Consider the following 15,564-nt stretch of genomic DNA (forward strand, 5'->3'; position numbering starts at 1 on the left):
CAAAATGAAAAACATATTAACCATACAAGATCTTACAATTGGCTACCAATCAAAAAAGGAAAAGCAAATTGTTGCTCACAATATTGAAACTAATATTAACGCAGGTGATTTTGTTTGCATTTTAGGTAAAAATGGAATTGGAAAATCTACGTTATTACGAACCATTGCTCAAGTACAACCTTCCATAGCTGGTGCTGTAAAATTGAAAGAAAAAGAACTTCAATCCTATTCGCCTGTACAATTGGCCAAAGAAATAAGCTTGGTGCTAACAGAACGCCTACCTGAAAGCAATTTATCCATATATGAACTGATTGCATTAGGCAGACAACCATACACCAATTGGAGCGGAGCATTAAAAAAGTCTGATAAAAAAATAATTGACGATGTAGTTCACTTAACACAATTAGAAGACCTACTTCATAAAAAACATTTTCAATTAAGCGACGGCCAGTTGCAACGCGTATTAATTGCACGCGCCCTAGCTCAAGAAACGCCATTAATTATTTTAGACGAACCAACTGCTCATTTAGATTTGGTAAACAGCCTACAAACATTTAAATTACTGAAAGAACTTTCTGAAAAATTACAGAAAACCATTATTGTTTCTACGCATCAAATTGATTTGGCTCTGCAATTTAGCTCAGATTTATGGCTAATGAATGACAACCGATTTACAAGTGGAAAGACACAATCTTTGATAGATTCTGGAGTTTTAGATACATTGTTTGATAAAGACGATATCACCTTTAATAAAGAGCAATTGCGATTTATTTTTCAAAAGTAATCCAACAATTAATGCAAAATTTTAAATAATGTTTCCTTCAAAATATCGCCATGTGGTACTCGAGAAGCCCCTACCCCTTTTGATTTTAAATCTGCATCTTTTAATAGACCTATAATTTGAGAAACCTTACGCATGGGATAATGCTTTGCTGCATTCATATAATCTTCAACAAAGTATGGATTTACTCTAAGAGCTTTAGCCACATTACCTCGGGTTTTATCCTTTAATCCATGGTATTGCAATAGTTTAACAAAGAAGCTGTACAACACTGCAGTTGTAACAAATATTGGATGGTTTCTCTGATTATGACTAAAATGTTGAATAATTTTATTCGCTTGTACTATGTTTTTTTGACCAACAGCTTTTTGTAGTTCAAAATTATTATAGTCTTTACTTATACCTATATTCTCCTCTATGTGCTGAGGTGTTATCGTTTCTCCTTTAGGTATGATTAGCATTAACTTATTGAGTTCATTTGAAATTTTACTCAAATCACTTCCTAAGAATTCAACCAACATATGCGATGCTTTTGGGTCTATAGAATATTTGTTCCCAGACAATACTCTTCTTATCCAATCTGGCACTTGATTTTCATATAATCTCTTACTTTCAAAAACAACCCCAGTTGCCGCAATAGTTTTAGTTACCTTTTTACGCTTATCAAGCGTTTTATATTTATAACAAAAAACTAATACCGTAGATGGTGTTGGTTGTGCCGCATAACTTTCTAATTGATCAATTGTCTTATATAAATCCTGAGCCTCCTTAACTATAATAACTTGGCGCTCTGCCATCATGGGGAAACGTTTGGCATTAGAAACAATCTCGTCTATTGTGGTATCTCTACCATACATTACCATTTGATTAAACCCTTTCTCTGCTTCTGTTAATACAGAATTCTCAATAAAATCTGCGATCTTATCAATATAGTAAGGTTCTTCACCCATTAAGAAGTAAATAGGCTTAATATTGCCATTCTTAATATCAGTAGTAATTTGCTTTACATCTGCCATAATTCAATTAAAATTAGCACATTTGTGCTATGCAGCCACTCAACTTTAAGTCGTATCAGTTTAAGCTCAAAAGTAGCGAAAATAAGCCTTTTATTTTTGACCGTATTCGAAAAAAATATGTGGTATTAACTCCTGAAGAATGGGTGCGTCAACATACTGTAAACTACTTGATTGAAGAGTTGAATTACCCGTTATCTAGAATTGCTGTAGAAAGACAGTTAAAAGTAAATAAACTCACAAAACGGTTTGACATTGTTATTTTCGATACGCAAGGACTTCCGTATATATTAGTAGAATGCAAGGCTCCTAAAGTTGCTATAACTCAAGAGACATTTGATCAAATTGCGCGATATAATATGCGTTTAAATGCACCTCTATTAATGCTAACTAATGGATTAAATCACTATTTCTGCACTTTAAACAACCATAAAAAAAACTATGATTTTTTAGAAAATTTACCTCATAATGAGAAATAAGTAATAAACTTTTTAAAAAAAGAGCAATTCTATATTTCAATTTATTACCTTTATACTTTAATATTATTTACATGAAAAACGGTACTGTTAAATTTTTCGTAGAAGACAAAGGTTTTGGATTCATTACGGAAGACGGTTCAAACACAGATTACTTTGTGCATGTTTCTGGATTGATTGACTCAATTTCTGAAGGTGATAAAGTTGAGTTTGAATTAAAAGAAGGAAGAAAAGGATTAAACGCAGTAAATGTGAAAAAAGTTTAACTGCGAATAATAAATTTTCAAGATTACAACCTCCCAGATTGGGAGGTTTTTTTATTTGTAAGAATATATTTTTGCCCTCCTTATTGAGTCTTTTTGTTTTTCAGTCCAATTTCTATGGTTCTCATATATTCCTTTCGACTCCCAATCTCCATACATTGGATTAGGAAATACAATATACTTCTCACCAAATTTTTCTTTCAAAGCATCTGTGGAAGCATTTCTATTTACCGAACTCTGATTATCGAAAGCTGAAGAAAAATCTGATAAATTGTCTCCCATATAAAGAACCACATCATAATTTTCTAATACTTTATCTCTGCGCTCTTGCTTTTCGCTAGTACTTGTTTTTAAAAATACATGGTCTAAATCAGCATTAGGCAGATTAAGTTTTTTCAAATTAGCAATAGTTTCTTCTATTTGTACCTCACTACGATTTGAGATATAGAATACATCAACACCTTCTTTGATCGCATTATTAAAGAATTCAACTGCTCCAGGCAAAGCCTTAGCATTTTCTAGTTTACCCCACTCATTCCAATCCCTATTATCAAAATTTAAATCCTCTTTTATCTGCATTGCGCTATACGGACTATTGTCAATCACAGTTTCATCAAGATCAGTAATAATAGCATAAGGCTTACCATTTGATTTATCTAAATTTGAAATTCTCAGACTTGCAATATTATAGGCTTGATAAGATAAAGCGCGATACTCAGCAGCATTTTGTTGCCACAAAACAGCAGATAACGTATGCTCTTTTTTAGGAAGTTCATTTATAGCGTTTTGATGTGTATTATTTATTTCTGAGCAACTCACTATTCCTGTTAAACAAACGATAGCAAATAATCTTAATGCAAAATATTTCATAATTATTTCTCTTTAATTTTTACGGACCATGATTGCAAAAATAGAACATCTGCATCTAAAAATATATTTAAATTAAATCTATAAATAGTTTATACATATAAGATTAAAGAATTAATCTATATTACAAACAGTTATAACTACAAGACTAGTTATATTTGTCTAATAAATAAACCAAACTGCATTGCAACTAGCCATTGTCATATTAAATTGGAACGGTAAAGAATTATTAAAGCAATTTTTACCGTCTATTTTAAAGCATAGTCCGAATGATAATACAACTATATATGTTGCTGATAATGCATCAACTGATGACTCTGTAGCGGTTGTTAAAAAACTTTTCCCAACAATCAAAATAATTGAGAATTCTGAAAATTTCGGATTTGCGAAAGGATATAATGAAGCATTAAAAAACATCAAGGCAGATATCTATGCATTGGTTAATTCAGATATAGAAGTATCACCGAAATGGTGCGATGCGATACTAAACCAATTTAAAGATGCTGCTATCGTTGCGGTACAACCTAAAATTAAGGACTACAAAAACAAATCTAAATTTGAATATGCAGGAGCAGCAGGTGGTTTTTTAGATGCGTATGGATACCCTTTTTGTCAAGGGAGGATATTCGATACTGTAGAAAAAGACGATGGACAGTTTGATGTATCAAAAGAAATCTTTTGGGCCTCTGGAGCTTGTTTGTTTGTTCGATCTGTATCATTTTGGCAAGTCGGTGGATTTGATTCGGATTTTTTTGCACATCAAGAGGAAATAGATTTATGTTGGCGACTTAACAATCTTGGCTACAAAATAGTTTATGAACCTAAAAGCACGGTATATCATATTGGTGGCGCAACTTTAACAACAGGAAGCCCTCAGAAAACTTTGCTAAATTTTAGAAATAGTTTATGGATGCTGACCAAAAATCTACCAAAGCGAAAACTCTATTCGAGACTTTTTGTTCGACTTAGTTTAGATGGAATTGCGGCTATTAGATTTTTAATTCAACTAAAGCCAAAACATTTCTTTGCTATATTAAAAGCTCATTTAGGCTTTTACAGAAAATTAAGGCATAACTTAAAAAAACGCGAAATAGAACAACGTTTAGATTACTATCATTCTAAAAACATTGTATATCAGTATTTCGTAGGTAAACGTAAAAAATTTAAAAATTTAAATCACATCTAAATTCCCCTTACCCTCACGTAATACTTCTGGAGTAGAATCGGTAACATCAATTACTGTAGAGGCTTCATTTCCTCCATAGCCTCCATCAACAACCATATCTACAAGGCCATCCCACTTTTCATAAATTAATTCTGGGTCTGTTGTATATTCTAACAAGGTATCCTCATCATGGATTGAAGTTGAAATTATAGGATTCCCTAGTGCCTCCACTATAGCTAAAGCGATTGAATTATCTGGTACTCTGATTCCAACTGTTTTTTTCTTTTTAAACACCTTAGGTAAATTATTATTACCCGGTAAAATAAAAGTATATGCACCTGGTAAAGCTCTCTTAAGAAGTTTGTATGTTGGAGTATCTATTTGACGAACATAATCTGACAAATGGCTTAAATCATTACAAATAAAAGAGAAATTTGCCTTCTCTAATTTAACGCCTTTTAATCGTGCCACCCTCTCTAGAGCTTTCGTATTTGTAATATCACATCCAAGCCCATAAACAGTATCTGTGGGGTAAATAATAACTCCTCCCTTACGCAATATCTGAACAACTTGCTCAATTGCCTTAGGATTTGGATTATCTTCATAAATCTTAATAAATTCAGCCATAAGGTATTACTATTTAAAGTACATTTGTTTCAAACATTTACAATATGAAAGCATCTAAATACAAATTTAAGCATTTAGTTTTGGTTTTATTTACGATCTCCTTTTTATGGGCCTGTAGTTCAGATGATGACAGTAATAATCTACCAACCAATCCTCTGGAAGCGTTAAACTTATTTGATGTTTCTTACGGTAGTCATCCATCACAGATATACGATATTTATTTACCAAGCAATAGAAGCAGTTCAACAAAAGTCTTTGTTTTGGTACATGGTGGGTCTTGGGTTGCAGGAGATAAAAATGACTTAAACTTTTTAGTAGCAGAGTTACAAAACGAATATCCTGATTATGCCATAGTAAATATAAATTATCGCTTGGCTTCAATTGGATTATCACCCTTTCCTATGCAAATAAATGATATAGAAGCTATTATTAATGATCTTAAACTTAAACAAGGTGAGTACTTTATATCAAACGATTTTGGATTTATTGGATTAAGTGCCGGTGCACATCTATCTATGCTTTATAGCTATGCAAGTGATGACAATGATGAAGTGGATATGGTTGCAAGCATCGTAGGACCAACGAATTTTACAGACACTAACTATGTCGATAATCCTGAATATGCAGATTATGTATTAGCTGTACAATTAATTACGGGAGTACCTTTTGCTACAAACCCTGAATATTATGAAAATGTAAGTCCATATCATGTGGTTACTTCAAATGCGCCACCAAGTATATTATTTTATGGCGGACAAGATGAGTTAGTACCAACTTCTCAAGGTGTAGATATGGCTGCCAAATTAGATGCTCTAAATGTTATAAATGAATTTACGCTTTACCCTAACGAAGGACATGGTTGGGAAGGAGCAAATTTAGAAGACACCTTTATGAAGCTAGAAAATTTTATTAATCTACATTTCTAAAAATAAAAAATCCGCTCGATGAGCGGATTTTTAACTAATTTTCTATTAATCTAAAGCCTTCTCCATGTATATTGAGAATTTCAACCTTCTCATCAGCCTTCAGATACTTACGTAATTTTGCAATGTAAACATCCATACTTCTAGATGTAAAATAATTATCATCTCTCCAGATCTTAGTCAATGCTAACTCACGAGGCATTAAATCATTTTTATGAGCAGCCAACATTTTTAATAGCTTACTTTCTTTAGGAGATAGCTTAATAGGTTCTTGACCGTCTAATGATAAATGACGTAATTTAGAGTTTAAATGAAAACGACCAATATTAAATTCGAATACGTCTTCTTCAACGGTTTTTTCTGATTCTTTACGCTGTAAAATAGCTTTCATTTTATACAACAACACTTCTGAATCGAATGGTTTGTTTAAATAATCATCAGCTCCAGCTTGATATCCCTTTAACACGTCTTCTTTCATTGTTTTAGCCGTCAAGAAAATAATTGGTACATCTGCATTTGCAGCTCTAATATCTTTGGCTAAAGAAAATCCATCTTTACGAGGCATCATTACATCTAAAATACAAAGGTCAAAATCATTGTTTTTAAACATGATTAAACCTTCCAATCCATCCTTAGCGTGGGTTACCGCATAATCATTTAATATTAGATAATCTTTTAATACTGTCCCAAAATTTGGATCATCTTCAACTAATAAAATTTTGTTATTTTCCATATAAGCTAGTTTATATTAAAGGTAAATTCACAATAAAAGTACTTCCTTTTCCTTTTTCACTCTCTACTTGAATTGTACCTTGATGGTGTTCAACTATTTTTTTTACATAGGCCAATCCTAAACCATGACCTTTTACATTATGTATATTTCCAGTTTCTTCTCTATAGAACTTCTTAAATATGTGTTTTTGCACATTCTTAGTCATTCCCATTCCATTATCCTTAATTTTTAGAACAATGTTTTTTACAGTATTCTCTGTACTAACTTCAATTTCAGGAGCTTTTGGCGAATACTTTATTGCATTGTCCAACATATTTACAATGACATTGGTTAAATGAAACTGATTAGCCAAAATCTCTGATAGATTTGCATTTAAAGTAGTTGTAATTTTACCACCTCTACTTTGCACTAACAAATCCACATGTGAAAGTGCTTCCTTTATTAAGACATGTAAATCTTGATTTTGCAATTCAACATCTAATTGATTTTTTTCAAGCTTCGAAATACGTAAAACATTCTCAACTTGGGCATGCATGCGTTTATTTTCTTCTCTTATCATCCCAATATAACGCAACACCTTTTCATTGTCATTAATGATTTTAGGGTTCTTAATCGATTCTACCGCCAAATTAATAGTAGCAATGGGCGTTTTAAACTCATGTGTCATATTGTTTATAAAATCAGTTTTAATTTCTGACAACTGCTTCTGTTTAATCATTTGATATAAAGAACTTATAAAGGCCAAAATAATTACAATTATAAACAAAGCGGAAAGCCCTAAAATTCTACCAACAGACGCGATTAAATAATTCTTCTTGTTCGGAAAACTCACATATAATTGGTAATCACTTTTACCCTGATCATCAGCAAATAAGGGCACCATATAAGTTTTATGAGCATCTGGTCTAAAATAACCCGACTTTAACTTTGTCGCTAATTTATCGTTGTATACCCCATATTTAAAATTAGTTGTAATGCCCCTATACGCCAATTCATTTTGAAGATTAAACGTCAACTCTTGATTGCTTACTCTTAAATAAATTGGTAACCGCTCATGCATGATTCGTGATTGCCTTTTTAAATTAAGTTTTTGATAATCTTCTAATTGATCATACCTTACAAACTTTTCTTCGGCATCCATACCAGACATATCTCCTTCTGTAGAAACATCATTTTTAATAATGGTAATTTCCTCTTTACTGTAGAACTTCTTTAAATCTACCGTATCATTTTCAAAGAACTCACTAGGAACCTTATAATTTTCCTCTAATATTGTTTGCGCATAAATAAATGTTTCTTGCTTAGTTGTATCTACTTGTTGATAGATAAAGTCTTTTATCTCAGACTCCGTCAAAAAATCATTATTATCAGCTAACCTCGAATAATTTCTTGTATAAAAATTATTTAACTCTCTTTCACTAATCTTATCCGATACTTGTATCAATGCAGATTTCACATCACTCGTAAATTGATTTTCTGCTAACTCCACCGAATTACGAATCCAAAATACCTGAACTGCAATAATTCCTATTAATGAAATACTCATCAAGAAAATAATGAGTATAAACACCTTTTTATTCATAAGACAAATCTAAATTTTAAAATAAAAAAAATTGAGTATTTTTATTTTATTTAACAAAAATACTGAGTTTTTAACAAGGTTTTAAGAAAATCTACTTTGTTTGTTGTGAATCTTTTGAAATTTTAATAAAATAGTTGTGAAGCTTAAGAACTTCTATTTTAGTTTGTTGCAGATCTAGATTAGTAATAACAAAATCAGCCTTTAAATTTCGAGTCTCTTCACTTATTTGATGCTGCATTCTATTTTTAACCAATTCTACTGAAGATTCATCTCTTTGAACAACACGTTTTATTCTAAGATCTTCTGGAGCACTTAGAGAAATTGTAAGATTGCAAAACGCATCACTACCTGACTCAAATAAAATGGCACTTTCATAAATTATATATGATGCTTGGCTTTTAGAAATAAATGTCTTGAAATCAGCCCTAACAACGGGATGAACAATCGCATTTAATTCTTCCAACAAACGCTTATTTAAAAATACCTTATCAGCTATAAATTTTCGATCTAGTTGATTTTTCTTATATGCTTCTTCACCAAATAAAGCGTTAATACTCCTGATTAAATATGTGTCTGAATTCATCAATCGCTTAGCCTCTTGATCTGTAATATAAATTGCAGCCCCAAGTTCTTGAAACATCTTTAAAACCGTAGTTTTCCCACTACCAATACCACCCGTAAGACCAATTACCAACATTAATCTGCTATTAAAAATTCAATTTTAGACGGAATTACCTTTACGTTAGAAACCAAACCAGGATATTTATTTACTGTAGGTATCAAATAATTAAGTTTATTATTTTGACTCTCTTGATAATCACAAATAATTTCAAAAGTTTCTGAAGTTACTTTATTGTAATTCGAAAGTCCAACTTGAAAGAACACTTCTACCTCACTCGGAAACGTAGTAACTTGGGCATTCTTGGGTAAATTAATGATCTTAAAAGGGACTTTAATTTGTCCTTCAGTAAATCTATCTACACGCGCAAATACCTGAACCTCATCTTGAGAATAAGTCCAAGGCATATCTTTAGGTTTTTCAATTTTTAAAGTTGTATTAATGTCTTTAGACACTTCTTGCATCTCTAAAATCGAAGTAACAACTACTTGGAGAGTATCTAATTGCTCTTGAGGTCCCAAAACTGTGATTGAGTCTGGAGTTAACAACAATGCATTAACTGAATTATAGCCAGATTTATATGAAATGTTTGCTGCTAAATTTATTGGTACTTTTTTACTTCCATTTGTACCCAAACTAATAAATACAGTGTCCTGAAGTATTTGATCCAATCTTGTATCTGCTAATAATTGTTTTTGCAACTCATATTTCTGACTGTTAGGTAAATAATAATACAAGCTACCTGATTTATAAGCTATTTTACTTAAGTCAACTTGAACTTTCCTATCTCGCAATTTGTAACGAATTAAATCAAACCCAGTGGCTGTTACAGTAGCATTTAAACTTTTTATTGGCTCATTCTGAAAAACTTTATCTTTTGGCAATGTAGAATAACTTACATCTATAGTAATTTGACCTGTGTAAGATTTAGACAGGTTAATCAATAACCAAAAAAGCACAGACAAAACAAAAAAACCTAAAAAGAGTCTTAGTTTTAAATTAGTTTTTAATCTATTATTTGATTGAATCGCCATAATTTTTCAATAAAAAGTCTAAAATAAAAAAAAGTGAGCGTTTCGGCTCACTTTTTAAATATGATTAAAGTGTTCTTTACTTTTTCTCAGGATTTAACTTCTTAGAAAGTTCCATAGAAATTGAAGAACGCTCCATTTTAATCTTACCCGCACCGGTTTCGATAACCACAGTATCGTCTTTGTCATTTACCTCAACAATCTTACCATGTATTCCACTAGAAGTAATAATTTTAGACCCTTTTGTAATTTCACTTTGAAAGGTTTTTTCTTTCTTCTGACGTCTCATTTGAGGACGAATCATGAATAAATAAATTACCAAGAACATCGCTAAGAAAGGCAACATCCCCATTAATCCTCCACCGTCAGCTTGTAATAATATAGATAAAAACATAAAAATTAATTATTTAGCAGGCACTTCTACAAAGGCCTTAATTCTCAATTGCTCAGTTCCTTTTTCTGTATTTGTAGTCAACGTAACTGTATTCTGAGCGTTGTTGCGTTTACCAGCAGAATTAAATACAACTTTAATATCTGCAGAAGTACCAGGAGCAACAGCTTCGCGCGGCCATTGAGGCACTGTACAACCACAACTACCTTTTGCATTTGTTATTACTAAGTCGCTATCTCCAATGTTTGTTAAAGTAAAAACTGTTTCAACTTTATCACCTTGTTTTAACTTTCCAAAATCATGTTCTGTCTTGTTCCATTCGATTTTTGGCGGATCCAATTTGCTATTTGCATCACGTTCTTTAGCCGCCTCAACATTCTGTTGATTTACTTTAGACGCAGCGCTCTCTTTAGAGCACGATGTTATTGTAACTCCTGCGATGGCTAAAGCCACCATAATCACTACTTTTTTCATTTATTTATATTGTTTATTCTTAAATCGCGGTAAAAATATAAAATTATCTGACTTGGTTATAAATTGAAGATAATTATAACAATCCTCTTCCCATCTTTTTTATTTTACCTTCGTCGTTGTACTGTTTTAAGATTTTATCTAATACACCGTTTATAAAAAAACTACTTTTTTGAGAAGAATAATCTTTAGCAATTTCTATATATTCATTAATACTAACTCTCGTAGGAATAGAAGCAAAATGTATAAATTCACATAGCGCCATTTTCATTAGAATTAAATCTATGTCAGCTATACGTTCAGTTTCCCAATTTGGAGTTTTCTCATCAATAATAACATCAAACTCACTAAAGTTCAATATTACCTTTCTAAATAAGTCCACAACAAAGTCTTCGTCTTGTTCATCTTTATACAACCTACCTAATTTATAAGGCTTATTTGGCTTTAAGTTACCTAAATCCTTAACAATCCAGGTATTCACAAATGGTATGTCATCTACCCAAGTTAGATTCTTATCTTCAAAATAATCAGCTAACTTTTCATTTGGGGCAACAATACGCTTAAACACTTCTATCAAGAATTCTTGATCTTCTTCAAAACTCTGAGACTCGTTATTAATATATCTTTCGTATAACGGACTATTTCGAATTTCGCTCCAAATAATATTAATAAATTCGTCATCTAACTCCCAATTGGTCAACTTTTTATCATCCGAGAATTTTGCCAAACTTTGGCTTTCAAGAAGGGCCAAAATCCCTTTATTATCAACAAATTTCGTGTTTGGGTTAATGTCATCTGAAGAGGCTAAATACTTCTTTTTAGAAACTTCTATATGCTGTAGTGCTTTCTGACGCACCTCAATAAGTGCATTTAATAAAAGAGCATGCAATTCACTCATTTTATCGATGCTCTGTTTCAAAAACTTTTCTTCTTTTGTTAAGTTATCAGATTGCGTGTGAACCATGGCGTATACGGATTGCATTACCTTGATTCTAATGTGTCTTCTGTTTATCATATGAAAGAACGTTTACCTCTATTTTTTTTGCGCTACAAAATTACTATTAATTTTTATTCTACTATCTTCGCTATTGGAAAATTTTAGACCAATATGAACGCTTTAAAACGGGTTAATAAATACTTTGTGAAGTACAGATATCGCTACGCTTTGGGCATCGTTATTTGCATTATATCTAACGTTTTAAAACTTCAAATACCTGACTATATTAAAGAGTCTGTAAATGCAATCGCAGCTCATCTTGAAGGTTCTGCAACTGATGAGAGTATTAAAAACACATTACTTACATACATTTTATTAATAGTTGGTACAGCAATTATTGGAGGGATACTCACATTTGTTACAAGACAAATGATAATTGTGAACTCTCGATTGGTTGAATATGATCTTAAAAACGAAATTTACCAACAATACCAAAAACTATCATTAAACTTCTACAAAAAGAATAGAACTGGTGATTTAACGAGTAGAATTAGCGAAGATGTTAGTAAAGTCCGCATGTATTTTGGCCCTGCTGTAATGTATACACTTAACACGCTAGTTGCGATTGTGGTTACATTTATCTTAATGATTAAAACCAATGTAATGCTTACAGTTTACACGTTGGTTCCATTACCTATTTTATCTGTATCAATTTACTATTTAAGTAAATTAATTCACAAAAGAACAACAATTGTTCAGCAACAGCTATCCAAAATAACAACAGTTGCACAAGAAGCTTTTTCAGGTGTTCGTATACTAAAATCTTACGCAATAGAACCAAGCAGTATAGAACAACTTTCACATGAGGCTGAACAAAGTAGACAAAAGAATGTAAGTTTATATAAAGTGCAAGCATTCTTTTTTCCAATTATGATTTTACTCATTGGCTTGAGTAATATTATTGTTATCTATGTTGGTGGCCTTTATTATATAGACGACCTAATCACTTTTGGAGATATCGCTAAATTTATTTTATACGTTAATATTTTGACTTGGCCTGTTGCAGTTTTAGGCTGGGTAACTTCTATTATTCAACAAGCTGAAGCATCTCAAAAGAGAATCAACGAATTTTTAGATGAAACTCCAGAAATACAAAATAGGGTTGAATCTGAAACACCGGTCAGTGGCTCGATCGCATTTAATAATGTGCAGTTTATTTACGACGACACACAAATTAAAGCACTTAAAGATGTTTCGTTTGAGTTAGAAGCGGGCAAAACATTGGCTATTTTAGGAAAAACTGGATCAGGCAAATCAACCATTATTAATCTTATAGCTCGTCTATATGACACAGAAAGTGGGTTAGTCACCATTGGTGGGAAAGATGTTAAAGATTATAATGTTTACAACTTAAGAAACAACATAGGGTTCGTACCTCAAGATGCTTTCTTATTCTCGGATTCTATTGAAAACAATATTAAGTTTGGTAAAGAAGATGCAACTGAGGAAGAAATTATTCAAGCTGCTAAGGATGCTTATATTCATCATAATATAGAAACATTTAATAATGGGTATAAGACCTTTGTTGGAGAGCGTGGTGTAACGCTATCTGGAGGTCAGAAACAACGTATTTCTATTGCTCGAGCTATAATTAAAGACCCTGAAATTTTGATTTTTGATGATTGCCTTTCAGCTGTTGACACAGAAACAGAAGAGGTAATTCTAAAAAATTTAATGCGCGTAACAAAAAACAGGACTACAATTATAACTAGTCATAGAGTTTCATCTATAAAACATGCTGATAAAATATTAATTCTAGAAGAAGGGAAAATAATTCAGCAAGGGACTCACAATCAACTATCTACTAAAGAAGGATTTTATAAAGATCTTTACGAACAACAGCTTTTAGAAGAAAATCTTTAAAAAAACATTGGTATTTTATAGTGCATTTATTGTGGGAGTGATTTATTTTTTTAGATTTGTCAAATCAATTTCAACTAAAAAGATTCGCGTACAATTATGAGTGAAAAAAACTTTAATGAGCAAGAAGAAATATTCTCGCAAGTTTTAAGAGCAGGTAGAAGGACTTATTTTTTTGATGTACGATCAACTAGAGCCGACGATTACTACTTAACAATTACTGAAAGTAAAAAGTTTACAAACGACGACGGTTCGTTTCATTACAAAAAGCATAAAATTTACTTATACAAAGAAGACTTTGTAGAGTTTAATGAAATGCTTCAAGCAGCTACAGACTATATCATTAACGAAAAAGGTGAAGAAGTTATTAGCGAAAGACACCAATCTGATTATCACAAAGAGAACAATACAGAAGAGGCAGCTGTAGGCAGCAATTTTACTGATGTTAACTTTGAGGATATATAAATCAAACTTAACTAATTATGTATAAAAGAACCATTGCTTTTTGCAGTGGTTTTTTTTATCAGTTTGTTTCAATTAATTCCCAAAAATATTTCAATAAAATATAATAAAGTATCTTTACAACAGTTTAGTTATGTTGTAAATAAAACTCCACAGAATATGAAATCAATCAACTTTTTAACTTTAATAACACTATTTATTGGCTTCAATAGCTTTTGTCAAGAGATTGAAACTACTACCAAACAAACAATAGATAGCGGAACTATTGACGATCAATTTAATTACCTAATTAAAAACTCTAATCGTTATCAAGAATACAAAGTTGTAAAAAGAGTATGGATTGATAAGTTGCGTGGTTCAGTAAACGATTCTCTGTCCGAATTAGAATTAGAAGTCAATTCTTTAGAAAAATTAGTAGCCGAAAAAGATTCGGAAATCAATAATCTCTCTTTAAATCTTTCGACTCAAAATAATACCATAGAGCAACTAAACAAAGAAAAGAATGGAATCACACTTTTTGGTGCCATTGTATCTAAGCCAATATACAATTCTTTGCTTTGGAGTATAATAGCTATACTTATTGCTGGATTAGCAATATATATCTTTCGATTTAACAGAAGTAATATAGTTACGAAGGAAACCAAAGAAAAGTTTGACGACCTTGAGCAAGAATACGAAGGGTTTAGACAACGATCTTTGGAGCGTGAGCAACAAATTAGACGAAAATTGCAGGACGAAATCAACAAACAGAAAAAAGATAAATAACCAAACTAATGAACGACATTGTAAACGATATTAAAAAATGCCTCAACTGTGTTGAGGCATTTTTTGCTAGTGCTCCAAATGAAAGAATCTATTATAAACCAAAAAACAACAAATGGTCTAAAATCGAAATTTTAGGACATCTTATTGATTCTGGTATTTATAATTTAAATAGATTTAATGAAGCACAGTACCTTGAGAAACCCTATATGGTCCTACCTTATAACCAAGATGCTTTGGTTACAGCAAACAACTATCAAGAAGCAGAAATATTAGAATTATTGGGCTTTTGGCTGAGTATAAATACTCGTATAATGGAGGTTGTTTCTATACAAACAGACGAAACATTACGCTATGAAATTGAAGTAGAAGGAACCCTCAATTATTTAAAGTTTCTAATACTAGACTATGTCAAACATATGAAACATCATGTGTATCAAATAGTTCATCAATAGCAGTAAAATAATTAGGATATTTATTGGAATTTGAAGACTAAAAGTGGTTTCCTAAAATCAATAAGAAATTATGGCACAAACTTTTT

At 31.6% G+C, this 15,564-nt stretch carries 19 protein-coding genes; 9 read left to right on the plus strand and 10 right to left on the minus strand.

The genetic code is table 11. The features are described 5' to 3' along the window. Positions 1–4 precede the first annotated feature (4 nt). Positions 5–784: an ABC transporter ATP-binding protein gene (locus tag ACYQ5R_RS10585; RefSeq protein ID WP_460190912.1), complete on the plus strand. Its 780-nt coding sequence runs from the start codon at positions 5–7 to the stop codon at positions 782–784. An 8-nt stretch (positions 785–792) separates the two neighbouring features. Here ACYQ5R_RS10585 and holA read toward each other — a convergent pair whose 3' ends face one another. After that, complete coding sequence (holA, locus tag ACYQ5R_RS10590) at positions 793–1,797, minus strand: DNA polymerase III subunit delta (protein ID WP_460190913.1); 1,005 nt, start codon at positions 1,795–1,797, stop codon at positions 793–795. A gap of 29 nt (positions 1,798–1,826) precedes the next feature. Here holA and ACYQ5R_RS10595 point away from each other — a divergent pair, with 29 nt between their 5' ends. Both ACYQ5R_RS10595 and ACYQ5R_RS10600 read left to right on the plus strand, forming a co-directional pair. Next, complete coding sequence (locus ACYQ5R_RS10595) at positions 1,827–2,273, plus strand: type I restriction enzyme HsdR N-terminal domain-containing protein (protein ID WP_460190914.1); 447 nt, start codon at positions 1,827–1,829, stop codon at positions 2,271–2,273. Positions 2,274–2,344: 71 nt separating this feature from the next. Further along, positions 2,345–2,536 (plus strand): cold-shock protein, encoded by a 192-nt coding sequence (locus ACYQ5R_RS10600; protein WP_460190915.1) that lies wholly within the window; start codon positions 2,345–2,347, stop codon positions 2,534–2,536. A gap of 51 nt (positions 2,537–2,587) precedes the next feature. Here the strand turns inward: ACYQ5R_RS10600 and ACYQ5R_RS10605 are convergent, their stop codons facing one another. After that, positions 2,588–3,403: a 5'-nucleotidase, lipoprotein e(P4) family gene (locus ACYQ5R_RS10605; protein WP_460190916.1), complete on the minus strand. Its 816-nt coding sequence runs from the start codon at positions 3,401–3,403 to the stop codon at positions 2,588–2,590. 181 nt (positions 3,404–3,584) lie between these two features. On the opposite strand from ACYQ5R_RS10605, the gene ACYQ5R_RS10610 reads away from it, so the two are divergent. After that, complete coding sequence (locus ACYQ5R_RS10610) at positions 3,585–4,586, plus strand: glycosyltransferase family 2 protein (protein WP_460190917.1); 1,002 nt, start codon at positions 3,585–3,587, stop codon at positions 4,584–4,586. Here ACYQ5R_RS10610 and ACYQ5R_RS10615 read toward each other — a convergent pair. Beyond that, entirely contained in the window at positions 4,572–5,192 is a 621-nt protein-coding gene (locus ACYQ5R_RS10615) for an L-threonylcarbamoyladenylate synthase (protein WP_460190918.1), read from the minus strand. The two genes, ACYQ5R_RS10610 and ACYQ5R_RS10615, sit on opposite strands and share 15 nt — an antisense overlap. A 44-nt stretch (positions 5,193–5,236) precedes the next feature. Between ACYQ5R_RS10615 and ACYQ5R_RS10620 the strand changes: the two genes are divergently transcribed. Then, the gene (locus tag ACYQ5R_RS10620; RefSeq protein WP_460190919.1) at positions 5,237–6,118 is read left to right on the plus strand and encodes an alpha/beta hydrolase fold domain-containing protein; all 882 of its coding nucleotides are present in this window, start codon (positions 5,237–5,239) and stop codon (positions 6,116–6,118) included. A 34-nt stretch (positions 6,119–6,152) separates the two neighbouring features. On the opposite strand, the gene ACYQ5R_RS10625 is transcribed toward ACYQ5R_RS10620, so the two are convergent. The 7 genes from ACYQ5R_RS10625 to nusB all read right to left on the minus strand — a co-directional run bounded on the left by ACYQ5R_RS10625 (position 6,153) and on the right by nusB (position 11,957). Further along, positions 6,153–6,848 carry a response regulator transcription factor gene (locus ACYQ5R_RS10625; RefSeq protein ID WP_460190920.1) on the minus strand — a complete coding sequence of 232 codons (696 nt, stop codon included), beginning with the start codon at positions 6,846–6,848 and terminating at the stop codon, positions 6,153–6,155. A gap of 10 nt (positions 6,849–6,858) precedes the next feature. Then, entirely contained in the window at positions 6,859–8,430 is a 1,572-nt protein-coding gene (locus ACYQ5R_RS10630; protein WP_460190921.1) for a sensor histidine kinase, read from the minus strand. 91 nt (positions 8,431–8,521) lie between these two features. Continuing rightward, the gene (gene coaE, locus ACYQ5R_RS10635; RefSeq protein ID WP_460190922.1) at positions 8,522–9,127 is read right to left on the minus strand and encodes a dephospho-CoA kinase; all 606 of its coding nucleotides are present in this window, start codon (positions 9,125–9,127) and stop codon (positions 8,522–8,524) included. Further along, complete coding sequence (locus ACYQ5R_RS10640; RefSeq protein ID WP_460190923.1) at positions 9,127–10,083, minus strand: YbbR-like domain-containing protein; 957 nt, start codon at positions 10,081–10,083, stop codon at positions 9,127–9,129. Before ACYQ5R_RS10640 ends, coaE begins: the two co-directional genes overlap by 1 nt. A 76-nt stretch (positions 10,084–10,159) precedes the next feature. Beyond that, a complete protein-coding gene (yajC, locus tag ACYQ5R_RS10645) occupies positions 10,160–10,474 on the minus strand; it encodes a preprotein translocase subunit YajC (RefSeq protein ID WP_460190924.1) in 315 nt (104 codons plus the stop codon). A gap of 9 nt (positions 10,475–10,483) precedes the next feature. Then, positions 10,484–10,945 carry a DUF1573 domain-containing protein gene (locus ACYQ5R_RS10650; protein ID WP_460190925.1) on the minus strand — a complete coding sequence of 154 codons (462 nt, stop codon included), beginning with the start codon at positions 10,943–10,945 and terminating at the stop codon, positions 10,484–10,486. Positions 10,946–11,018: 73 nt separating this feature from the next. Continuing rightward, positions 11,019–11,957: a transcription antitermination factor NusB gene (nusB, locus tag ACYQ5R_RS10655; RefSeq protein WP_460190926.1), complete on the minus strand. Its 939-nt coding sequence runs from the start codon at positions 11,955–11,957 to the stop codon at positions 11,019–11,021. Positions 11,958–12,050: 93 nt separating this feature from the next. On the opposite strand from nusB, the gene ACYQ5R_RS10660 reads away from it, so the two are divergent. From ACYQ5R_RS10660 to ACYQ5R_RS10675, 4 genes are all read left to right on the plus strand, one after another. Then, positions 12,051–13,802, plus strand: coding sequence for an ABC transporter ATP-binding protein (locus ACYQ5R_RS10660; protein WP_460190927.1), 1,752 nt, complete (start codon positions 12,051–12,053; stop codon positions 13,800–13,802). A gap of 96 nt (positions 13,803–13,898) precedes the next feature. Then, a complete protein-coding gene (locus ACYQ5R_RS10665) occupies positions 13,899–14,264 on the plus strand; it encodes a PUR family DNA/RNA-binding protein (RefSeq protein ID WP_460190928.1) in 366 nt (121 codons plus the stop codon). Positions 14,265–14,420: 156 nt separating this feature from the next. Further along, a complete protein-coding gene (locus tag ACYQ5R_RS10670) occupies positions 14,421–15,026 on the plus strand; it encodes a tRNA (guanine-N1)-methyltransferase (protein WP_460190929.1) in 606 nt (201 codons plus the stop codon). A gap of 8 nt (positions 15,027–15,034) precedes the next feature. After that, positions 15,035–15,478, plus strand: coding sequence for a DinB family protein (locus ACYQ5R_RS10675; protein WP_460190930.1), 444 nt, complete (start codon positions 15,035–15,037; stop codon positions 15,476–15,478). Positions 15,479–15,564 lie beyond the last annotated feature (86 nt).

The sequence above is a fragment of the Urechidicola sp. KH5 genome, from assembly GCF_054661455.1.